General features: G+C 54.5%; 2 protein-coding genes, 1 tRNA gene and 1 pseudogene. 1 reads left to right on the top strand and 3 read right to left on the bottom strand.

Features of this window, described 5'->3' with window-relative positions; all coding sequences use genetic code 11:
- Positions 1-16 precede the first annotated feature (16 nt).
- Positions 17-93 (top strand) — tRNA-Met (locus ACN5AZ_RS18575).
- 56 nt (positions 94-149) lie between these two features.
- Here the strand turns inward: ACN5AZ_RS18575 and ACN5AZ_RS18570 are convergent.
- The 3 genes and pseudogenes from ACN5AZ_RS18570 to ACN5AZ_RS18560 form a co-directional block, all read right to left on the bottom strand.
- A pseudogene (locus ACN5AZ_RS18570) lies at positions 150-1,392 on the bottom strand (IS3 family transposase).
- A gap of 71 nt (positions 1,393-1,463) precedes the next feature.
- A complete protein-coding gene (locus ACN5AZ_RS18565) occupies positions 1,464-2,207 on the bottom strand; it encodes a hypothetical protein (protein ID WP_419430385.1) in 744 nt (247 codons plus the stop codon).
- Positions 2,204-2,536 (bottom strand): hypothetical protein, encoded by a 333-nt coding sequence (locus ACN5AZ_RS18560; RefSeq protein ID WP_419430384.1) that lies wholly within the window; start codon positions 2,534-2,536, stop codon positions 2,204-2,206. The genes ACN5AZ_RS18565 and ACN5AZ_RS18560 overlap by 4 nt, the downstream gene beginning before the upstream one ends.
- Between the last annotated feature and the right edge of the window lie 523 nt (positions 2,537-3,059).

Below are 3,059 nucleotides of genomic sequence, written 5' to 3'. Positions count from 1 at the left end.
TGCACAATCAAAGTGTCGCGGGATGGAGCAGCCCGGTAGCTCGTCAGGCTCATAACCTGAAGGTCGTAGGTTCAAATCCTACTCCCGCAACCAAATCCAAAGTCAAACATATGGACCTGTCACGCTCTCGTGACGCTCCGGGTTCTCATTTAAGCGGCCTGAGCCTCGAAGACCAAGGGGCTTATCCCGCCCAAGGCTGAGTGTCTGCGGCGCGGATTGTAGAAGCCGTTGATGTATTCGAACACAGCGTCCTCGACGTCCCGGCGCGTTTGCCACGTGTCCCGCCAGATCGATTCGGCTTTGAGGGATTTGAAGAAGCTCTCGACCACTGCCCGGCAGGGCATTCCGCAGGAATGTCCCGAGAGGGAAAGCAATTTCCCTTGCCGCTCATCGAAGGTCGCAGCTTGTGACAACGCAGGCGCTTCTGGTACTCGTGAGCGCAGTATTGGGCTCCGCGATCCACTGCCCGGCAGGGTATTTCCATAGGAAATATCCCGAAAGGAGGTGTGGTGAATGCAGCCAGGTGGGGGGGCGACGCAGAGCTGTAGCCATGTCCAAGGCACGCAAGGCCAAGTCCTGCTTCATGCGGTTGCTGATCGCCCAACCGATCACGCGACGCGAATATAGATCAATGATGACAGATAGATAGGACCAACCCTCGCGGGTCCATATGTAGGTAATGTCACCGGCCCATTTCTGGTTTGGCGCCGTCGCCGTGAAATCCTGATTCAGTCGGTTCGGAGCGATGTTGAAGCTGTGGTCGCTGTCGGTTGTGCGCTTGAACTTACGGCTGCGCAGAACCTGGATGCCGTTGTCACGCATGATCCGAGCGACGCGGCGCTGACCGACCTGGAGACCCAGCTCCTTCAATTCCTGCGTCATACGCGGGCGGCCATAGCTGCCCAAGCTGAGCCGGTGCTGTTCGCGGATGTGTGCCAGGAGGATCATGTCGCGCCGCTGACGATGTGATGGCGGCCTGCTGCGCCACGCCCGTAGCCCACGGTCCGACACCTTCATCATCCGGCTCAGATGGGCTCGTGAAAGATCTCCGCGATACTCGGCAATGAATTGAAATCTCGTTGCTTTTGGCTCGCGAAGAAAATCGCGGCCTTTTTTAACACTTCCCTTTTCACCGGGCAGACAGTCCCCGGGACTGTCCGCTGATCCAGCTCAAGCCCGCAGAATACGGTTCTCTTTGCGCATGCGCTCATTCTCGCGGCGCAGCTCCGCGTCCTCGGCAGCTGCCGGATCGGTCGAATAATCCCGCATCCACTTGCCCAGGGTCGAAAACCCAACTCCCAGATCTGAGGCCACCTGTCGCCGTGTCAGGCCACTGTGCGTCGCGATCCGAACCGCCTCTCGTTTGAAATCTTCACTGTGTTTGGGTGCCATATCCGGTCTCCTTCACGGCGAGCATTGCTCGCAGATAACCGGAACGGAAGTGATGCAAGTCCAAAACCCTTCTAATCCTGTTGGTCAGAGAAGCGGCTGGTAACTGCTCTTAAGGTGATCTGGTAAGGGCTATGCGCCCAACACCCTATCCCAGCAGGACATGCAGAACCTTCTCGCTTATCAACATATGCTCGTGTCTTTGAGAGTTTGATTCCAATACCCACATCGTCTGGCGTGACCGTGTAGCCCTGCGAGTAATCACCAAAAGTCCTATTGCGAGCTTTTGTCAGCAGATTATTAGCGGCTTGTGCCTCCAAGTCAGCAATATCTTCTTCGGACAGCGACGGCATGACTGCTGCGACGGTACAACTCAGGATCATGGTTGGGTCGCCATCTTCATAGCTTACAATATAGGACGGAGACCCAGTCTCCCAACGGAACGAACTGCGATATCTCAAAGCCACTTCCAACATTGCTTCTGAAGCATGACTTTCTTTGGTTATCCAAACAGCATCAAAACTGTCAGGGCTCTCCTCGGGTGGATGCCCATAGCTCAAATTTATCAAGTCAGTTTCCCTGGAAAGCCCAAGCGATCTAGCCTTCCTTTCAAAACTATTTCGATCAAGTGACGTTTCGAGGCAAACATCTGTGAAGATTGATATAAAGCGAGACTTGCCGATTGCGCCTTCGGGCAGAGGCGCCAACGCCAAGCTAGTCCCTTTTTGCGGCAAAATTCTTCCGCTATGTTCGTTTGTTTTTATGCAAGCGCCCAATAAGATCAACGTTGCGCCCAAGAATACATACTTCACCTTCATTTTAATTCCTTACTCTTAAAGCTTTCTTCCGAATCTCGTGTTGTTTCTAAGATATCTGCCTTGCACGTTTTCGGGTGCGCCATCTCTTCAGTCGTCTTCGAAGCTGACATCCGCCGACTTAGAGTAACGTGGTAGGTCTGAGCTCCGTCCAGCCGTTCGCTGCGCGTTGTCCGGACGGCAGCTTCAGGGGCGGTGAGCGCCACACGGTCATTGGGAGGCAAACCTTCCTGACGAAAAAAGGCAATCTCGACTTTGCATAGAGTTTCCGCTGCGTTGTTTTCAAAACATATTTCTCCGTCCGAGAGGTAGGGCTTTGTGACCCGTCCCACGCGGCTAGCGGTCACTCTTCCTCTTGAGAACTCAGAAGTGCCACAACCGGCTCAACCGCGTTGTGAAGATAGACCGGTCCGTCATCCAAGCCGTTCGGGCGGAACGGCCGGACCCCCTCCCGCTGCAGAACGGCCCGAACCGGATCGCATTGCCACGCCTGAACGGATGCTTGAACTTGCACGGCTATTTGCTTGGCACACCGACCTTAACGAAGAACGCATCCTACAGTTTGGATTTGCACATGTGGCTATGTCGCTCGCATATCATTTTGGTCGCGGATCAACACTCTCGAAATCTGACAGTGCGATTTTACGTCTTTTGATAGCTTGTCGTTGTCGCCGCCAACTTGAAAACAAGCTGCCATTCGTGCCTTCCGCAGCATCGGTCAGTTTGGGCTCAAACCGGTCAAGCGGTAATCTCCCCATTTTTACTGGGGTCCAGCCGTAGAATTCAGGCGGCTGTTTTCAGTTTCATGGCGGGTGTTATGCCGCCGATGCCCATGTTGGGGCGCTCGTTGTTGTA

The sequence above is a fragment of the Sagittula sp. SSi028 genome (genome assembly GCF_048553715.1).
GTDB lineage: Bacteria > Pseudomonadota > Alphaproteobacteria > Rhodobacterales > Rhodobacteraceae > Sagittula.
This window is presented reverse-complemented; position numbering and strand designations above follow the sequence as displayed.

What these genes read in the sequence shown, in the direction of transcription:
- ACN5AZ_RS18565 (WP_419430385.1), bottom strand. Translation starts at nt 2,207, where the DNA reads ATGAAGGTGAAGTATGTATTCTTGGGCGCAACGTTGATCTTATTGGGC.